This window comes from Haloquadratum walsbyi J07HQW2, from assembly GCF_000415985.1.
In the GTDB taxonomy this organism is placed as follows: domain Archaea; phylum Halobacteriota; class Halobacteria; order Halobacteriales; family Haloferacaceae; genus Haloquadratum; species Haloquadratum walsbyi_B.
Genome location: NZ_KE356561.1, coordinates 1,204,810 through 1,223,235 on the forward strand (window position 1 = coordinate 1,204,810; position 18,426 = coordinate 1,223,235).

The following is an 18,426-nucleotide window of genomic DNA, read 5'->3' on the forward strand; positions in this document are numbered from 1 at the left end:
CTTTCTCTCGTGAATAGGGGATGTGAATGACGGTGGAATTATATTAATCGTGCCGTTAACCATGTGTGTGAGCGTCAACGTCGAAGTGCAGGTCGACCCTCCAGGGGAGGATGACCGCGTTGAAACAGCGTGGACCCTCAAAGAACAGATTCGAACAGAGGAGGGGGTACTTAAACAGCGACGACCCTTCTTTACCGACGCGTATCGTCGTTCGAAGACACACCTGCTCTTCGAGGATGACGATCTTGTTGGATTCGCCTCGGTCCGGCGTGATGGGTATATTCTGTTTCTTGCTGTTGCTCCTTCTTATCGTGGTGAGGGACATGGAAAACGGTTAGTTGCAGAGGCAGCAGATGATCATGAATCGATTTCATGCCATGCACGTGCGACGAATGAATCCGCACTTTCATTTTATGAGTATCTTAGTTTTGAGATTGTCCGACGAATCACCGGCTATTATGAAGATGGTGGTGATGCATACTATCTTAAGCTTGGTGACACGCCCTCGATACGAGATCGGTTTGCAGACTTACTCCGACGGTCGTGAGCGGCTATGCGTATGCGTGTGGGTGTAATCTACCCTCTGAATAATGACAATGAGTGTTTCTGGGATGTCCATTGACACTAAATTAGCTCATTCGTCGGGATGGTCTGATGTATCGCATCGGTACTGCTGTCTTTCGGAGTATACTCACCAATAACGGAGTGTGCTGATGTATGAATCATACTGTGAGTATCTAGATATCAATGAGATACATGTACGATCATAGTGTTTCAGGATAATTGGTTATCACATGAGATTTTTATCTGCATGATAAATTGTGTCTAGTTATGCTTGGGTTGAATGTTGATGAGCGGGCTCGGACGCTTTTTGAGCAGGAACGTATTCCGCTGTTTTTATCATCGGACTCTGGGTTTTCACTAATCGTTCACTTCTCACAATCGCAGTTCCGGTCATCTTTATTGTTATATGACGAGGAGTTGAGTTACTTGCCAAGCCGTATGATATTCCATCGGGAACTGACGGGATAGCTACTGGAATGGTCCTCACTGCCATCGATGGGTCGTGGTTTAAACCGACCATGGCTTGCCGCGATCGCTTTTATATGCGGAATTTGGCTTGTTGCCGACGGATACAGGACGTATCGTGATGGACCGTTCAATAAATCGGCTGATCCATATTTTGATACTACCTGGAGCAGTATTGAGGAAATTAGACGGGTACAACAATCGGATCGGATCATGCGTGCGGTTCGTGAGCGTCTGCAGACACCACCTGCAGTCGCGGCAGATGTTGGAGTTTCTAAAAAAGAGGCGACAATGGCACTCAAAACTCTCAGTAATCGCGGTATGGTAGAGCGAATTGACTATGAAAATAGAGATATGATAGATATTAAGAGTAATACAGATGATAGCTCAAACTCAGACATCGATCGGGACACTGCCGCATCCGGTAAACGACCGCTCAATAGAGATGGATCACAGCAACGACAAATACTGTACCGTGCAACTGAGGGAGCATTCAGCGAGCGAAACAAGATCATGCAGGTGTTTCAGTGAATTCTAAAGCGACTGTTTCGGCCGTTTCGATAGCTCCGTGTAAATCTAATTGATATTGAAAATAGCTATCAGAATGACTCAACACCATTATCTGTAATCACTCGATCGATAAGTGACACAGGCGTTGCGTCGTATGCGGGGTTTTCAATCATAATATTTTCAAGTGGTTCAAGCGACACTTCAGCCGGTGATCGGTATTCATTTTCAAATACAAAGCTTCCGTCAACAACCTTCGCGGCTGAGCCAATAACGGTGACAGGGACATCGACTGCGGCTGCTGTTGCGACAATCGGGAATGTCCCAACACGATTATATAACGTGTCGTTGACAATACAGTCCATCCCGACAACAACCCGGTCGCAGTCTGATAGAAACGATCCAGCAGCGCTGTCGATAAGCAAATGTGGTTCTACATTGTCCAGTTCAGCAAACCGACGAGCAGCCTTTCGACCGAGATATCGAGGTCGTGCTTCTGTCACATACACTTTTAGCGGCGTCTCTGTTCCAGTTGCACGCTCGATCGCTTCAAGCACCGTCGATGAGTAATCATGTGTTAGAACCGTCTCATCAGCTTCAAGAGTTGGGGCAGCTTTGGCGGCTGCTCGGGATTTTCCCTCAGTGACATCTTCAACAACACGATGGATGACCTCCTCGAGAAGCTCCTTTGCGTCATCAAGGTCGTCTTTACGATCAACTACGTTGATTTTGATCGTCTGCATGGCGTTGAATAATGACGCATGAGATGGGTTTGCTCGTTTGAGTGCCCCGACATTACGTTCAAGATCACGTTCAAAATTCTCAATTGTGGTATGATCTCGATTAAGAAGATCAGTGAGTGCTTTAGCCGCTTTGACAGCAACGACTGAGGAACTATGCGTTTGCATTTCTTGAATCTCTTCAATTGTATTATCTATCATATATCAGCCTCACCAACAATAATCAAAACCGTTCTGAATATACGGCGTGTGTAATTTTCGCTCACGATATTTCCTCAGTAATTGTTCTTCTTGTATCTGAACTCTGTTGTGTCGTTTGTGATGTGTCTGTCTCAGTATGTAAGTGTGAATTTGGGGTTTAGTCTGCGTCCAATTGAATACGTGAGGAATTATCTTTTATCTCCTTATTCAGCGAAGGAGTTGAAACAGCATCTGTGTCAGCATTATCAATACCAACACCAGCGGCAAGACCGACATCGGCATACATATCAATATTAGTGTCAGTATCACTCCAGTGTGCGTAACTGAATACAGAGACTGCAGTAATGATCCAAATCATAGCACCAACTCGAATAGCAAACTCAACGTGGGCTCCCCACGTTGGAAGTGTCGCAGCGAGAGAAAGTAGAGTCACGACTGGTGCACCGATAATAATTGTCAGGACAAATGTTATTTGCATCATCCATCCGTAGTTGACCTTGCCTGGATCCGTTATCTCAGCCGGTTCCACAAAGTAGTATTCGTCGCAGTATTAAAAGTAATATCGATTCAACTGATGCCGGTGCCGTCCGTACAATACGTTGAACCTCAATAGCACAGTGGATGACTGTGTATAGATATATTATCTATTGGACATGATTATTCGCATCGACTATATGATATTTTGATATATGTGGTGTGAGATGCTATAGAATCTTACGATTGTAATTTAGTGGACTTGAGCTCAGATCTATAACGACTAATATCTTCGTGGAAGTACGATTTTGGACCGATAACTGTGAACCGCAACACAACCACTATTTTGGCATGTCCGCTGCCGTAATGCGATTATTGTGCGACAGATTTATATATTATACTCCCTAACTTGTGGTTAGGAAACAAGATGAAAACACAACAGTTCGCCGGCGAGAGCGGACGATTCAGCCGCCGGTACGAGTATGACGATAGTTGGGTCCTCGCCGTCGAATTAGGTCCCAGTGTGACCACCGTTGATGTTGATATCGTCGGAACAACAGCAATTATTATTGCGAAGACAGACAATAATGTGATTGAGACGGAATTTGAACTCCCAGAGGGTGAGACGACGGTCACAACCGCTAACGGAATAACTACAATTACAATAGAACAATGAAGCTCACTGTCAAACCACTCAAACAGAAGGACGCTGGTAGAGGATTAGCCGCAATCGATCGTGATGTTGCCACTGAACTTGATCTCGAGGGCGGCGATTACATCCGAATCGAGAGCGAAGATGCCACAGCCATTGCTCGAGTATGGCCTGGCTATCCTGATGACCAGGGTACAGGTGTTATTCGGATTGATGGACAACTACGTCAACAGGCAGACGTTGGCATTGATGATAGCGTTGATGTCGAAAAAGCTGATATCAACCCGGCAAAGCACGTTGCAATTGCACTCCCACAGAATCTTCGAATCAGTGGGAACATTGGAGCACACCTTCGAGATAAACTCTCAGGACAGCCGGTAACGCAAGGACAGAACATCCGAGTTCCATTCGGATTCGGATTCATGTCTTCATCGGCACAGCCGATCCCGATGAAGATTGCATCGACAGAGCCGTCAGGAACGGTGATTGTCACCGATTCGACAGAAGTAACACTCAGCCAGCAACCAGCTGAAGACATCCAATCTGACGGGAGTGACGGGTCGAATACTCCAGCCGTTACCTACGAGGATATCGGTGGTCTCGAAAGAGAACTTGAGCAGGTTCGAGAGATGATTGAGCTGCCGATGCGTCATCCTGAGTTGTTCCAACGGCTTGGGGTCGAACCACCGAAGGGAGTGTTGTTGCACGGTCCACCGGGAACCGGAAAAACACTCATCGCCAAAGCGGTTGCCAATGAGATTGATGCAAGTTTCCACACGATCTCTGGTCCAGAGATTATGTCGAAATATTACGGAGAGTCCGAGGAACAACTCCGTGAGATATTCGAGGAAGCCGAAGAAGAGGCTCCATCAATTGTCTTTGTCGATGAGATTGACTCGATTGCACCAAAACGCGAAGAAGCTGGTGGTGACGTTGAACGACGCGTCGTCGCACAGTTACTCTCGTTGATGGATGGTCTCGATGAGCGTGGTGAAGTCGTTGTCATTGGTGCAACGAATCGTGTCGACGCACTTGATCCGGCACTGCGCCGTGGTGGTCGATTTGACCGCGAAATCGAGGTTGGCGTCCCAGATCGGGAGGGTCGAAAAGAGATTCTCCAGGTGCACACACGGAACATGCCACTCTCGGATAATGTTGATCTTGATGGATACGCCGATAATACGCATGGGTTCGTCGGTGCAGATATCGAGAGTCTCGCCAAAGAAGCTGCAATGAATGCGCTTCGGCGAATCCGCCCAGAACTTGATCTTGAGGCTGATGAGATTGATGCAGACATCCTCGAATCATTATCGGTGACTGAGACAGACTTCAAGGAGGCGATCCGAGGCATTGAGCCATCTGCCCTTCGTGAAGTATTCGTCGAAGTCCCTGATGTGACATGGGGTGATGTCGGCGGTCTTGTGGACACGAAAGAACAATTACGCGAGACAGTTCAATGGCCACTTGATTATCCAGATGTCTTTGATGAGATGGACATACAATCAGCTAAGGGCGTGTTGATGTATGGTCCGCCTGGAACAGGCAAGACGATGCTTGCAAAAGCCGTTGCAAACGAGTCTGAATCGAATTTCATCTCGGTGAAAGGTCCAGAGCTGTTGAACAAATATGTTGGCGAATCAGAGAAAGGTGTCCGCGATATCTTCAAGAAAGCACGAGAAAATGCCCCAACAGTAGTGTTCTTTGATGAGATTGACTCAATCGCGACTGAACGAGGAGGATCAACGGGCGATTCAGGCGTTTCAGAACGAGTTGTCTCACAACTACTGACGGAACTTGATGGTCTCGAATCGCTCGAAGATGTAGTTGTGATTGCTACAACAAATCGACCTGATCTTATTGACTCTGCATTACTACGCCCAGGACGGTTGGATCGGCATGTACATGTGCCCGTTCCAAGTGAGACTGCGCGAGAAGCAATCTTTGAGGTGCACACTGAGGAGAAGCCACTGGCAGACAGCGTCAGCCTCTCACGACTCGCCGCACGCACTGAAGGGTACGTTGGTGCTGATATCGAAGCAGTATGCCGTGAGGCATCGATGGCTGCAAGTCGAGAATTCATCAACAGCGTCTCACCTGAGGAGGTTGATGAATCAATCAGCAACATTCGAGTGACCATGGGACACTTTGAGGATGCTCTCAATGAGGTCGGTCCAAGCGTCACTCAGGAGACACGCGAACAATACGAGCAGATCGAGCAACGCTTTGAGACGAGTAGTGTCGAACGACAGCCAGAGGCTGGTATCGGTCGAACTTTCCAGTAAGCAGTCAGTCACTCCCTCAGGAATATACTGTTACTCGACTCGCTGATTTTATATTATTCTATTCTATTCTGTTGAGCGTCACTGAAGCAAACGTCATGTCACTTGCTGAGAAATCGTGCATGATTGATCTCTCATTGATATGGTTAATCCAGTAATGACGACAAACACGGCTCAGTGGCGACTGAAAATAATATTAATCTCGGTATTAGACAATACCGGCAGCACCGAGATCAGCAATAATCGACTCGACGTGGTCGGTGGGTGAAACGCCCTCATACATAAACGCGACTGTACCTGTCGGATCAATAACATACGTATTTCGAAATACGCCGTCAAAGCTGTTACCGAACATATTTTTTTCCCCATATGAATCATACGCACTAGCAACAGTCCCGTCATCCGAGAGTAGTGGAAACGGGAGATCGTATTCACCTGCAAACATATCTAGATCAGCGACTGGATCATCACTAATACCGATCACAGCAATTTCGTTTTCCTCAAATATACCAACTGTATCGCGAAACTCGCATGCCTCAGTGGTACATCCCGGTGTATCAGCGCGAGGAAAGAAATATACAATAACATGTTGACCACGATACGATGATAATGAGACTGTCGCTCCATCATTCGATGGGAGTGAAAACTCCGGAGCAGACGAGCCAGTTTCGAGCATACAGATATGCAATCGCGACAGTGCTTCAACAATACGGTTTTATTTGGTCAATCCAGCCGCTCCGCGGCGTCTTGAGAGAGAAGCGGCTCAGCGTTCGTCTCTGGAAGCATGATGATGTCTTCTGCTGCAAGGTCGTATTCACGTTGATCAACGCCCAGGATACGACCAACATCAGCGGTAATACGAAGTATAACACGATCTGGATCATCAGACGTGGTATCTGGTGTTATATCTGATTCCAACTCAGCACCTGGCTCTGTCGCCGTCTCTCCTTCCGAGATATTATAACTTTCATCTGTGCGCATCCCGGATATCTCATCTGAATTATGATTGATGTCCGTGCTTCCAAGCTCCGAAGAAGGTGTATTGGTGGAATCCGTATGATGAGAGTGGGATACAGTTTCAGGCTCAGGCATAGACTGGGAATTTGAGTCTGTCTGAGTTGTCGATGCAGAATTAAGAGTGTCACTCGGTGTCTCCACGTCTGAATCGCTCTTAATAGGGTTTTGCGGAGTTGACTGTGGTTGTGTCGGTGTCGGTTCTGCCGTATCGCCATCAGTCACCGGATCATCTTGAGCATTATCGGAATTATCAGGATCCGTGTTCACCGGTGATGTGTCAACCGCATTCACAATATTACCACCATCACCCATTGCAGCGGCAAGAACATCATCTGGATTTGGTGGGGTTGAATTATCAGCTGGATCTGAGCGTTGCCTTTCAGTTTCAGTCTCGGTATCAGCGTTCGATCCGTCTTGTGCACGCGAATCTGATGTCGAATCAGCATTGGCAGTATCTTCCACACCAGCGCTGATTTCAGAGTTTGGGTCACTGTTCTGAGATTGAGACGCAGCCGAGACGCTATATTCAGTATCTGAGGATTCCGTGGATGAAGCTGATTCAGTAGGTATTGATTGATCTGGATTCTTTTGAGCTGTATCTCCATCTTCGGGTATCGGTGTCTCTGTGTGTGCTGAATCCTCTGTTCCCTCTCCGCCAAGCACGCTGAGTACGTGTTCACGGTTTGTTATAATTGCTCAACAAGATCATCAAACAGCGCGCGTTCTTCACTCGTGAGCCCTCCAGTATCGGTTTTCATATCGGCTGCATCGAAAGAGGCGAGTTTGACTACCTTACCAATCCGGCGTTCATAAATCGCTTTAACGACCTCCTCAGCAGTCTTAATCTCATCAGTCAATCGTCCGATGGAGGGATCACCAAAGGGGTCATCAGTTGCTTCCGCAAGACGTCGCCGTTCAGCTTTCCGTTCAGCGATATATTCAGCAACATCTTCATAAAATGTATCAGACAGATGTTGCAGGCTATCCATCTGTCGTTCTGTCCGTTGAACATCCTGCAGTTCGGTTAGATCCATTTGTTGTGACTCAATCCAGGTATCGTGGGTAATAGGTTGCGTTCATAATATACTGCCGGAGATGAGCTATACTAATATCTGACTGAGACTACCAATCATTATGGTGAATAGTTTACTTCACAGTTGCAAGCAGAGCTTATACTATAGAATCATTCCATTCGTACATTGATGTAACTGTGGGTTCGGACATCCGGTGTTTATCCGCTGACAGTGAATATAAGCCAAAAATACACTCATAATCATCAGTTATTGGCTTACCTTTTCGGCTCGACCGCGAGTCATCAGAAAGACTCCCAGACATTCTTCAACAGAGTGTATCCCTTCAGTGATGCTGAATGTGTCACCATCGAATGTTGTTGCTCCTGGGTCAGTGACTCGCACCCGTATATCTCGACCTCGGAATCGTTCGGGAACGGCGTCCTCAAGCGGATGAAATGAAGCGATTTCCCCACGAGTAAGTGGGATAACAAGGAGTCCTGAGCCGCCATGGAGACTCCCAGGAAGTCTAATCAGACGGTTTGTATCAGTCGTCACTGGTTCGTCAATCGGTGCGGTCTCTTGTTCAAATGCTGTCTGTGCGAGTGCGTCGACAAGGATACGGATCCCAGCTCCGCCAGCTTCAAGATTCCCTGCTTGAATTGCCTCTGGATTTGCGTTAATTTGTCCGAGAATTGTCTCCGCTCGTCCTTCTCCAATTCCCTCGAATGACTGTAATCGCTTGAGGGCTGTTGTTTCATTACTCGCCTGAAGCTCCTCGACAAGCTCAAGTAGGCGTTTATGAACTCGCCACCCCCATCCGCCACGGTGTCTGAGGGTCCGCTGTGTTGTTCCTTGGTTTGATTCTGTGTCAATGAATATCTCAACACTCAGATCAATTGCGCGGATATAATCGACAATCTCTCGACGAGCAGCACTATCGAGACGACGAACCCGTTCATCGCGAACATGAACATGGTATCCCCGCCCTCCAGAGAAGACGACCTGTGTTTCATCGAAAGCAAAGTCATTGTCAATAAACGCAAGTAGTGTTTGGAGTTCCGCCTTGCACGCTGTGAGCATATCTGCATATGATGTGGTATCAGGGTCAATCCCTGGCAGGTGATCAGCATCAAGATCAAAAATAAGATCAGCGGATTGCCAGTCTTTTTGATCCATTGTTGTTGCACCCGGATCAGTAAATCGTGCTGCAGAGAAATACACATGTCTTGGCGCAGTCCGGTGGAGGAAGTCATCAAGACTCCCAAGTTCAAGCAATGACTGATGACGGACCATTGTTGTGCTTCCAGCAGTCCACGGAATGTGTCCCCACTCACGACGATTGGCTGCTGGCGGCGTATCTATATTAGCGCGAGCATAGTAATCACCGAAACGGCCTTTCAGATACGTCCGAGTACGGTCCTCCATCGCTCAGGGTATATCCAAGGCGGGGGTAAATTGATTGCGTCTCATTCTTGTTAATAATCTATTCCGCCGTGTTTTGAAAAAGAGTACGAACAGCTTGTGATTGGATCATTGAACAACAGAAAGATATTGTATCGTTTGAGTCTGTATCCGGAATATCCTTGTCGGCAGACATCAAATCAAATGTATGACGATGACACTCACTGCCCGCACACTTTCAGAGTTAGCACCAGATGAGCGGGCGGCATTTTTTGATCGAGATGCTGGGGTAGCTGATGCCCGTGCGGACGCCCGCACAATTTTGAGTCGTGTGCAAGATGAGGGTGACGTAGCGCTTCGTGAACTCGCCCGCGAGCACGACGATGTCGAGGTCGGGACGATCAATGTGACTGATACTGCAGAGCGAGCATATGATGAGATTGATGAGGCAGTTCGCACGTCACTTGAAACAGCAGCAGCAAACATACGCACATTTCATGAAGAGCAGATTCCAGATGACTGGCGGAGTACATATGAGGAGGACCATCGTGAATTAGGACGTCGATTTCGTCCGCTTGACCGGGTTGGTGTGTACGCCCCTGGTGGTACCGCAGCATACCCCTCAAGTGTATTAATGGGCGTCATTCCAGCCGTTGTGGCCGGTGTTGAACACGTTGCACTTGCAACGCCACCAGGGGACCCGGTACATCCAGTGACGCGTGCGGCTGCTCACATCGCAGGTGCGGATCGAATCTACGCTGTTGGCGGCGCTCAGGCTGTTGGAGCACTCGCGTACGGAACTGAATCAATTGATGCTGTACAGAAGATTGTTGGACCCGGTAACCGATGGGTGACAGCAGCAAAAGCAGAAGTTCGAGGTGATGTTGATATTGACTTTCTCGCTGGTCCGTCGGAAGTTCTTGTGATAGCTGATGAGACTGCAACGCCTGAATATGTTGCTGCAGATTTACTTGCACAGGCTGAACATGATCCAAACGCATCAGTAGTGGCTGTCACAGATCATGAAGATACTGCTGAGGCAATCATAAAAGCGGTCGAAGCACAAATTAGTGACCGACAGCGGTTAGATGTTATTACAGAAGCGCTCGAACAGGCCGCATCAGGTGTCATTGTAACTCGATCTATGTCAGAGGCGATTTTATTCGCTGAAGAATACGCCGCGGAGCATCTTTCAATTCAGGCTGCAGATGATGAAGCAATTCTTGACCGAATTAAAAATGCTGGAAGTGTATTTTTGGGCTCACACACGCCAGTCGCAGCCGGTGATTATGCTTCAGGAACGAACCATGTTCTTCCGACTTCTGGTGGAGCACGTCAATATGGTGGATTATCTGTCGATACATTTCTCCGGTCAACGACAGTCCAACGTATTGATAAGACAGGGCTAGATCGACTCAATAAGACGATTCAAACGCTTGCAACAGCAGAAGGACTTGAAGCGCATGCTGAGAGCGTTCGAATACGGACTGAAACAGCCAGAGCCGAATCCGAATCGACGCCGGAACGCACTACTGATACAGATATGGATGGTGGTGGAATGTCGGAGAGCAGTGTTACTGCTACCGAATCAAATAAATAAGAATATGAATATTTGTATGATGATATAAAAAATAGCGTCACCATTAACTCGGTAGATATGGTACCGTAGATTATGAGTGTTGAAGCAGATGATACGGGTGGTGAGACAACTGTGACAATTACCCAAGAAGCTGCGTCCGAGGCAGTCCAATTGATTGAATCGGAGGGTCTTGATACGAATAAAGCAGGATTACGATTATTCGTTCAACAGGGCGGTTGTGCGGGATTATCCTATGGGATGCGATTCGACGATGAGCCAGAGTCTGATGATGCAATCGTTGAACAGCATGGGTTGCGTGTGTTTGTTGATCCTGCGAGTCAGAATTATATTGGCGGATCAAAGCTGCAATATGAAGGCGGGCTTCAGGGCGCTGGCTTTCATGTTGAAAACCCGAATGTTGTGAGTGAATGTGGATGTGGCGAGTCATTCCGAACGTAGTATATAGGGACTGGTATCGATATCCGTTGATGAGTATGGTAATGACAGCTAACTCTTCTGGACGGCGTCGGTTATATTCACAACTACTTTGAGATTAGAGCATTATGTGTAGAGATATTCATGCGTAATAATGGAATATATCGGCACACTCAACACTGATATCGACCTGATTTTATTTCAGAATTAACTCAAGTATTTACAAGCGGTACGAGGCGGATGCCACGGGGCTTGACTCCGTGACCGTGGATGAAACCGACACTATTGCCACAGACCACAGCTTTTCAGACGTCTTAGTGCCAGTTTCAGATATAGAGATGTGGTATGATTACCGCTTCCGTGCTTACCCAGACCGAACAGAATAGGGGTAGCTACGGAAGCAGAACGTCATGTCAACATCCACATCCACTGACAAGCCTACGATCACACCCGCTACGAGTATCAAGAACTCAATACGGAGAAACATACACTCGGGAGTGCGTCCCAGCATCAGAAGCGACTTACCGAGTGGACAAACGAGACGAGTGGGGCATATCCTCGGAAGTCCACTCAAAAGCAATGCAGGAAACCGTCGAACAATTCTACAAGAACCTCTCCCTCTCAAACCTCTCCGCAAAGAAACAGAACGAGAACGGACACACAGTCGGGTGGCTCAAGTGGAAATTGCTACGAGATTTCCAGAGTATGACGTATTCGCAGTCTGGCTTCGAACTCAAACACACGAGTACGAGTGGTCAAACTGCGACTCTCTGGCTCTCCAAGATAGACGACATCCCAATTCAATATCACCGGGAAGTCCCTGACAACGCCATCGTCAAAGAGGTCACGCTGAAAACAGAGAAGACTGGTGAGTGGTACGTCACAGTCGGTCTTGAAATCGAAGATGTCGAGCTTCCCAAGAAGTCAGAAATAGACGACATGAACCCTGAGCTGGAGATCGTGTCGGCATTGACCTCGGCATACAGAATTATAACTATGTCTACACATCGGATGGTGATAGTGAGAGTGTAGGCTGGCTCGACCTCTCAGATGAGCACGAACGCTTACAATGCAAACAATACAGTCTCTCACGAAAAGAACGTGGCAGTAACAACTGGGACTGGGAGAACCAGCGACAAAGAGTAGCCAAAGCCAGACGTCAGATTAAGCGAAAGATCGAGGACTTCCAGCACAAGCTCTCCACATGTCTCGGCAACAAGTACGACGCCGTATTTGTGAAGGAATTAAAGTTGAGTGTCTCGGGAATGCTCCAGTCAAGTGGGAACGCTCGAAACAACCAGGACGCCGCGTGGCGTGGGTTTATTGATATGCTAGAGTACAATACAAGGCAAGGGTGACATGCACGGCACCCATGTTGTACAAGTGAATCCGCATGGGACGACAAGAGAGTGCGCTAAGTGTGGTGTCGAGACCGACAAGCCGTCGTGGGTCAGGGAACACTCGTGCCCGAACCGTGGGTTCGAAGCGGATAGGGAAGGGGAAGGGACTTGAACGCGTCATATAATGTTCTGTCTCTGTCTCGTGGTCTTCGGGAATTATACTGAGACTTAGGGCAGGGCTGGGCTGGGACAGACCAGAGTCACGCCTATGGAGACTGTGACCGCTGTGGATGAAGACTCTGTTCGGGAGTCGGTGTCTGCAAGTCACGTCATTGAAACAGAAACAGGAAGCTCTCGGAGTCGGAGTCGGGGCTTGACCCCGAGGCAGTTCACCATCCGGGATATCATTGCAGGAATCATTCATCATACTAGTGTCATCGCTGATTGTATACTCCACTGTATCAATGACGTTGCTAATCATAATCTAATAACCTGTGAAAAATTTTATATTCTGTACTACTATGTATATTGTTGTATGCCCACTGTTAGCACGCCTCTACTAGAGGAAGCCCAGACGATATTCGCACGTCTTGGCTACAGTGTATCGGGCGACGAATCAGGGTTCATCGCTAAACGAAAATGGCGAAGTGTCCACGTGACAGCGTTTTGTTCCGACACAGCACTGAACGAGAGACACGCACGAACAGATGGCGGCACGATATCAGATCAGTACCAACTGCGATGTTTTGTTACTCCTGAAGCTAAGACTACATGGCTTAAAGAAGAACTCACGACGAGTGATCCTAATTACGAGTGGGCGATTATTGGTGTTGAGTCCGATGAAGACGGGGGATGGAATACAAACGAATATGATGTCATACTATCGGATGCAGATTAACAACACATAGTTGTCCAATATAAAGATATTCTCAACTAGATACAGTCTCAACTCAATGAAACCCGACAGTATGTCGATTATCTAAGTTCAAGCGCAAGACCCCTTCCTCAAGGAACGGACGGCGACGAGCCGTGAGTGAGTAGGTCGGGGTAGTCCGCTGGGACCGAATGATCATATGTTTTCAGTATCATTGGATTTCGGTACTTCGGTCAAATATCGTGTTAGGCAACTGCCGCATCAACCACACAGCCTAAAATAACAGCGGAGTTCGATACTCATCAGGATAACCAAATTCAAACAGCCATATTATTAGATAAAAATAGGGAGTCGCTACGCGCAAATAGATATCTACGGACTATTCGGGTGTAAATAAGATCTACAGATTTTGATTCGATATTGAGACTTTCATCAGTTATCCCCCACAAATGACGGATTAATTAAATACATCCTCAATTGAGCTAATGCGCTTATATTGGAGAATATCTTTACCTGAGAGATCGCGAGGGTGCACATCAACAGTCTGTATCTGTTTCCGTCCCTGATCATCGGCGTATGCGATCAAATATGTTATATCTTCGTCATTAACGAGTTCCTCTTGGACAGTTTCTAAGAGGTCATCTATCACAGTGTCTGTATCTGTCCCCTCGAGTTGATTGAGTATGCTTTCGAGGTGTTCAGTTTTTTCCCACTCTTTGATTTGCTGTTCAAGTTCGGTGATATTCTCATCAATCGAATTGAATTTTGACTTACACACAGATATATAACTAGATGTGCTGGCGGGGGCAACTTCGAGAGTCTCAGCAATATGTTTATCACTTTTATCCAGAATATCACGCATTAAGAGCGCTGTCGCCTGTTTATAAGATATCCGGGTCTCAGTTGAGATTATCTGAGCAACATCTGAAACGTCGGTTTCGTAGGTATGGCTGTCTATGAGTACTATACCACTACTTACTGGTATGAGTCTTTATATTCAGTATATAAATCTTCTGAATCTGATCTACTTTAGATAATACATTATACTATAATCTACAGAAGTAGTGCTTCAGAAAAATTTATTTGCTGTCATGATATGAATTGAGGAAAGTAAGAATCGAATCGCACTCCTCAGTTTAATTATAGAGATTGTGGCAGAAAACCTACGGCTTTAGCCGTGGGAGAGTGTCACGAAGAGCAGTGTGTTCTATGACCTGGTACTACAACTGAGAGCATACGAGACGGGACTGAGAGAGCTAGCTTAGTGTTTAAAAATGACAATAATGAGGGCAATCAATTGATGTGAGACATAAGTATCTATGAACCATCATAATCAGAATAATATTGAAACGGAACCATTCGATGAACTAGCCGACTCAATTGAGGTGGGCGTCGCTATCTATGGTCAAAGTGGTCGGTATATATACGTTAATCAGTCATACGCCGAATTATTTGATGTCACACCATCAGAATTGAATACAAAGTCACTGTGGGAGGTTGTTACTGAAATCGGTGCGGATGATTTTGATGAGTATTGGATATCATTCGAAGATGGTGAAACAAGGAAAACTGAAACAATACACAAATATAATAATCAGGAAGTCCCCGTAGCATCAACCACGACCCAGCGGTCAATTAATGATACCGTGTATCATTTTGAAACGGTTACCGATATTTCAGAGTCCAAGCACGAAGCACAAGTGAGTAATGGGCAAGGTCAGTTGCTCGGAAATTTTGCGGGTGTCGTCTGTCATGATCTACGTAATCCATTATCTGTTGCTCAAGGGTATATTGATGTTTTACAAGATGATATCGACCGAGGTGAATTACAACTTGCTGATGATGCGCTTAATCGCATGAGTGTGTTGATTACTGAATTTTTACGACTCGCACAGGATTCTGAGATTAATGAGATGTCGTCAGTTTCATTAGAGACAGCAGTAGAGCACGCGTGGAAAAATGTAGAAGCCAAACGGGCAGTCCTGCGCACGCCTGAGACAGACGCACAAATTGTGGCTAACGAATCGTACTTACAGCAACTTCTTGAGAACCTCCTCCGGAATGCGATCAAACATGAGGGACCAGAGGTCGATGTGAGCATTGATACTACCGAGGATGGGTTCTACGTAGCCGATGATGGGTCTGGTATTTCGCCAAATAAGCATAATCGTATCTTTGAGACAGGATACACGGTTGAGGAGGACGGAACCGGGTTTGGATTAAGCATCGTTCAACAAATTGTCACTATTCATGATTGGGATATAGGGGTCACGAAAAGTTCCGATGACGGTGCACGGTTCGATATTACGAACGTAGAATTCGATGAATAATTATTGATTAGCTGCAGTTCAATTGATGATGATGAGATCATATGATCTTATCTCGACCTGAGTCGACTGACGACTCTCCGTTGTACTGCGAGTATTGATACATATCGATGAATACTTTCGCGCTGGTATCTCATATTTATGAGATGCCGCGACTGCTTCAGTACTCAGATGTTGAGAATGTATTTGACAATCCACGTCAAGCAGGACATCTCGCTGGAGCAATCAGGACTCGAAGTGATAGTGATACAATTGTCTGTGGGACTGGAGACAACACTGCACCAGGTGTCCTCGCATTGATCGACCGTGGACAACAAGCACTAGAGTTATTTGAAGCGGTCAGTACAGATGTTGAGACGTTTGGCAACCACGATTTTGATTTCGGGACCGCAGCCACACGGTCCATCGTCGCAGCAAGCCCACAGACATGGGTATCAACAAACGTCTATCACCGAGACAGTAACGGAACTTCCGGAGACCGATTTGCGGCTGACGATGTCGTTCCAACGATAATTGAGTCCGTGGATGGAGAAACAGTCGGGTTTATGGGTATAACAGACCCAGCAACACCATCATTGAATCCGATGGCTGATGATCTCTACTTTACTAATCCATATGATGCAGCTGAAAACGCGGTTGAAACGCTCCGAGCAGCCGATGTTGATTATGTTGTTGCGCTTTCACACCTCGGAAGCGGAGATGGTGAACTCGCTCAACAAGTAGATATTGATGTTATTCTTGGCGGACATCTTCACAGAAAAAGGCATGAATGGATTGATGGGACGCTTTGTTTACGACCAGGTGCGAACGGTAAGGCAATCATTGAGGTAACACTCGATACAGGAGAGATTACTGCAACACGGCATGAGACAGCTAATGCGCCACTAGCAGATGATGTTGTCTCAGCACTTCAGGGTCGGATTGAAACCGCTGGGCTTGATGAAGTCGTTGCTCATGTGTCAGAGCCACTTGAGCGGACTGACAGTGCAGTCTTCGGTGGTGAGTCACGAATAGGGAATTTTGTTGCTGACGCATATCGCTGGGCACTTGATACCGACATTGGACTGCAGAATAGTGGTGGAATTAGAAATGGTCCAGCATTGTGCGGTGATATCACAGTTGCTGACCTTATCGGGGTTATTCCGTTTAACGAACACATCGTCCGTGCAGAACTAACCGGAGAAACGTTACGTGCAGTATTACGTGAATCAGCCGCATCGGTCGTTGATTTTGGTGAACCAGAGTGGTGGCACAGTCATCTCTCAGGGGTGACAGTTGTATGGGACGACGATGCTGAGACCTTGCAAACAGCCTACGTTGACAATGAGCTAATTGATCCTGAGCAATCGTATACGCTCGCAACATCAGCATATGTTTTACATAGCGATCATGAGTTTCCAACACTCAGTAATCGTCATCGTGTGGGTGAGGGTGATATTCAATTCGAGGTTCTGATAGAGTACGTTCGTGAGCGAGGAATCGACGCTGCAATGGAGGGACGCGTGCAGCGAATTGGAACAATCAATGATGAGTCTGTATCATAGAACTCGAATAATGATGCTATACGAATGTGAATTGCTACTATATGAATGTATCTACTCAAATAAATTGTCATGATGATTCATACTTTCGAGTGTATGTGATTGGCGTATGATCTGGATCCACAGTCACAATGAGGTAGAAATTTGATTTTTGCAAGTGGAAACGTTCAGGATGCGTGAGAGAGTCTATGTCAATGATGACGCGTGTGGTTGTACCGGTTCGATATCCACTGACAGAGCACTCGCAAGCAACGCTCGCCGAAGCTATTTCCATTGCACGCGAGCGAACTGCGGAATTAACCGTTCTTCATGTTGATCTATATCAGCAAGGCGACGATGTTACTCGAGCGGAATTAAAACATGCTGTTGAGACTGCGTTCGGTTCAATTGGTCGGGCACGATATGTTGTTCGTCGTGGATTTCTCGTTGAGGAGACGATTCTTGAGGAAGTCGCAGCAGATGACGCTGACATTGTCATCATTGGCTCAAAGCAAGTAAGCCGATGGCGACAGATGCTTCGACGGGTGATTGATGACCCTAATATCGAATCATATCTGAAAGATAAACTTGAGTGTGCGGTGATTACTGTAGAACATGATAGCATCGAGTAGGCTCCTCATTTTCTATGGATGAATTACTGTGTGTGAACTCAGATGTTAGTAGGGTTGACATACCAGCACGGAAGTCACATTCCGTGTAGTGATTATGCACTTGCACACGCAAGCGCGAAATTCTATCATATCCAGTCCAGTGACCATGTGACATTGTGAGAAATATCAGCCCATATATCCTGACTAGCGTGATGTGCATCGCTGTGGTCTGATACTCGGCTCTTATATCCTCAATACAGATATCGTGACATAGTATAGAAACTAAAGAAGAAAGTCCACGAGATAACTCACAAGGAGATATCATCAATATACTATCGACATCACAGGATTGTCTCCACTGTCATATTAGATACTCTATGGATACAAGGTACATTATTTAGAGTCGGCGTCAGTACCCGCGTGTTGA

18 protein-coding genes and 2 pseudogenes are annotated in these 18,426 nt (G+C 46.6%); 13 read left to right on the forward strand and 7 right to left on the reverse strand.

Features of this window, described 5'->3' with window-relative positions; translation table 11 throughout:
* Positions 1 to 67: 67 nt before the first annotated feature.
* Both J07HQW2_RS05445 and J07HQW2_RS05450 read left to right on the forward strand, forming a co-directional pair.
* Complete coding sequence (locus tag J07HQW2_RS05445; protein ID WP_048075502.1) at positions 68 to 547, forward strand: GNAT family N-acetyltransferase; 480 nt, start codon at positions 68 to 70, stop codon at positions 545 to 547.
* 512 nt (positions 548 to 1,059) lie between these two features.
* Positions 1,060 to 1,560 carry a hypothetical protein gene (locus J07HQW2_RS05450; protein WP_021054410.1) on the forward strand — a complete coding sequence of 167 codons (501 nt, stop codon included), beginning with the start codon at positions 1,060 to 1,062 and terminating at the stop codon, positions 1,558 to 1,560.
* A gap of 68 nt (positions 1,561 to 1,628) precedes the next feature.
* Here J07HQW2_RS05450 and J07HQW2_RS05455 read toward each other — a convergent pair whose 3' ends face one another.
* Together J07HQW2_RS05455 and J07HQW2_RS19930 are read right to left on the reverse strand one after the other, a co-directional pair.
* Entirely contained in the window at positions 1,629 to 2,477 is an 849-nt protein-coding gene (locus tag J07HQW2_RS05455) for an eIF2B alpha/beta/delta subunit family protein (RefSeq protein WP_021054411.1), read from the reverse strand.
* A 316-nt stretch (positions 2,478 to 2,793) separates the two neighbouring features.
* Positions 2,794 to 2,958, reverse strand: a pseudogene (locus tag J07HQW2_RS19930) (DUF5822 domain-containing protein); the annotation flags it as partial.
* A gap of 420 nt (positions 2,959 to 3,378) precedes the next feature.
* Between J07HQW2_RS19930 and J07HQW2_RS05465 the strand changes: the two are divergent.
* Entirely contained in the window at positions 3,379 to 3,627 is a 249-nt protein-coding gene (locus J07HQW2_RS05465; protein WP_021054413.1) for a DUF7127 family protein, read from the forward strand.
* A complete protein-coding gene (locus J07HQW2_RS05470; protein ID WP_021054414.1) occupies positions 3,624 to 5,885 on the forward strand; it encodes a CDC48 family AAA ATPase in 2,262 nt (753 codons plus the stop codon). Before J07HQW2_RS05465 ends, J07HQW2_RS05470 begins: the two co-directional genes overlap by 4 nt.
* Before the next feature lie 205 nt (positions 5,886 to 6,090).
* On the opposite strand, the gene J07HQW2_RS05475 is transcribed toward J07HQW2_RS05470, so the two are convergent.
* The 4 genes from J07HQW2_RS05475 to priS form a co-directional block, all read right to left on the reverse strand.
* Entirely contained in the window at positions 6,091 to 6,558 is a 468-nt protein-coding gene (locus J07HQW2_RS05475; protein ID WP_021054415.1) for a peroxiredoxin, read from the reverse strand.
* Positions 6,559 to 6,605: 47 nt separating this feature from the next.
* Positions 6,606 to 7,562, reverse strand: coding sequence for a hypothetical protein (locus tag J07HQW2_RS05480; RefSeq protein WP_021054416.1), 957 nt, complete (start codon positions 7,560 to 7,562; stop codon positions 6,606 to 6,608).
* Between the two features lie 23 nt (positions 7,563 to 7,585).
* A complete protein-coding gene (locus J07HQW2_RS17905) occupies positions 7,586 to 7,933 on the reverse strand; it encodes a hypothetical protein (RefSeq protein WP_021054417.1) in 348 nt (115 codons plus the stop codon).
* 246 nt (positions 7,934 to 8,179) lie between these two features.
* Positions 8,180 to 9,337 carry a DNA primase small subunit PriS gene (priS, locus tag J07HQW2_RS05485; protein WP_021054418.1) on the reverse strand — a complete coding sequence of 386 codons (1,158 nt, stop codon included), beginning with the start codon at positions 9,335 to 9,337 and terminating at the stop codon, positions 8,180 to 8,182.
* A 190-nt stretch (positions 9,338 to 9,527) separates the two neighbouring features.
* Between priS and hisD the strand changes: the two genes are divergently transcribed.
* The 6 genes and pseudogenes from hisD (at position 9,528) to J07HQW2_RS05505 (ending at position 13,565) form a co-directional block, all read left to right on the forward strand.
* Positions 9,528 to 10,913 carry a histidinol dehydrogenase gene (gene hisD, locus J07HQW2_RS05490; RefSeq protein ID WP_048075504.1) on the forward strand — a complete coding sequence of 462 codons (1,386 nt, stop codon included), beginning with the start codon at positions 9,528 to 9,530 and terminating at the stop codon, positions 10,911 to 10,913.
* Positions 10,914 to 10,985: 72 nt separating this feature from the next.
* On the forward strand, positions 10,986 to 11,351 hold the full coding sequence (locus tag J07HQW2_RS05495; RefSeq protein ID WP_021054420.1) for a HesB/IscA family protein: 366 nt from the start codon (positions 10,986 to 10,988) through the stop codon (positions 11,349 to 11,351).
* A 504-nt stretch (positions 11,352 to 11,855) separates the two neighbouring features.
* Positions 11,856 to 12,359, forward strand: a complete 504-nt coding sequence (locus J07HQW2_RS17910; RefSeq protein WP_303703984.1) for a hypothetical protein — start codon at positions 11,856 to 11,858, stop codon at positions 12,357 to 12,359.
* Positions 12,308 to 12,520 (forward strand): annotated as a pseudogene (locus J07HQW2_RS17915) (hypothetical protein); the annotation flags it as partial. The gene J07HQW2_RS17910 and the pseudogene J07HQW2_RS17915, both read left to right, overlap by 52 nt.
* Before the next feature lie 166 nt (positions 12,521 to 12,686).
* Positions 12,687 to 12,839 (forward strand): zinc ribbon domain-containing protein, encoded by a 153-nt coding sequence (locus J07HQW2_RS17920; RefSeq protein ID WP_303703985.1) that lies wholly within the window; start codon positions 12,687 to 12,689, stop codon positions 12,837 to 12,839.
* A 363-nt stretch (positions 12,840 to 13,202) separates the two neighbouring features.
* On the forward strand, positions 13,203 to 13,565 hold the full coding sequence (locus tag J07HQW2_RS05505) for a DUF7116 family protein (protein ID WP_021054423.1): 363 nt from the start codon (positions 13,203 to 13,205) through the stop codon (positions 13,563 to 13,565).
* A 433-nt stretch (positions 13,566 to 13,998) separates the two neighbouring features.
* Here the strand turns inward: J07HQW2_RS05505 and J07HQW2_RS05510 are convergent, their stop codons facing one another.
* The gene (locus tag J07HQW2_RS05510; protein ID WP_021054424.1) at positions 13,999 to 14,403 is read right to left on the reverse strand and encodes a hypothetical protein; all 405 of its coding nucleotides are present in this window, start codon (positions 14,401 to 14,403) and stop codon (positions 13,999 to 14,001) included.
* Positions 14,404 to 14,860: 457 nt separating this feature from the next.
* Between J07HQW2_RS05510 and J07HQW2_RS05515 the strand changes: the two genes are divergently transcribed.
* The 3 genes from J07HQW2_RS05515 to J07HQW2_RS05525 all read left to right on the forward strand — a co-directional run bounded on the left by J07HQW2_RS05515 (position 14,861) and on the right by J07HQW2_RS05525 (position 18,020).
* Positions 14,861 to 15,871 (forward strand): PAS domain-containing sensor histidine kinase, encoded by a 1,011-nt coding sequence (locus J07HQW2_RS05515; RefSeq protein WP_021054425.1) that lies wholly within the window; start codon positions 14,861 to 14,863, stop codon positions 15,869 to 15,871.
* Positions 15,872 to 16,014: 143 nt separating this feature from the next.
* Complete coding sequence (locus tag J07HQW2_RS05520; RefSeq protein WP_048075162.1) at positions 16,015 to 17,412, forward strand: bifunctional metallophosphatase/5'-nucleotidase; 1,398 nt, start codon at positions 16,015 to 16,017, stop codon at positions 17,410 to 17,412.
* 194 nt (positions 17,413 to 17,606) lie between these two features.
* On the forward strand, positions 17,607 to 18,020 hold the full coding sequence (locus tag J07HQW2_RS05525) for a universal stress protein (protein ID WP_048075505.1): 414 nt from the start codon (positions 17,607 to 17,609) through the stop codon (positions 18,018 to 18,020).
* The last annotated feature ends 406 nt before the right edge of the window (positions 18,021 to 18,426 follow it).